The 238-nt window shown below is 64.3% G+C and carries 1 protein-coding gene; it reads left to right on the top strand.

Annotated features, from left to right (window positions below; genetic code table 11):
* Positions 1–238 (top strand): dienelactone hydrolase family protein (locus tag SB786_RS37590; protein ID WP_410731760.1); only part of this gene is annotated, 238 nt, incomplete at both ends.

The raw sequence follows: 238 nt of genomic DNA, 5'->3' as shown, positions 1-238 counted from the left end.
ATGTGGTGCTGGTGCCCGATCTGTTCTGGCGCATCAAGCCAGGCATCGAACTCGGTTATGGCGACGCCGACATGAAGCAGGCGCTCAACTATCTGGCGCAATTCGACACCGATCTTGCCGTCGACGATATCGCGGCCACCGTTGCCGCGTTGCGCGCGATGCCCGAGCAGGCCGGCAAGGTTGGCGCGGTCGGCTACTGCCTCGGCGGCAAGCTCGCGTTTTTGAGCGCGGCGCGTAC

The organism is Burkholderia sp. SIMBA_062, assembly GCF_046534765.1.
Lineage (GTDB): Bacteria > Pseudomonadota > Gammaproteobacteria > Burkholderiales > Burkholderiaceae > Burkholderia > Burkholderia ambifaria.
This window is presented reverse-complemented; position numbering and strand designations above follow the sequence as displayed.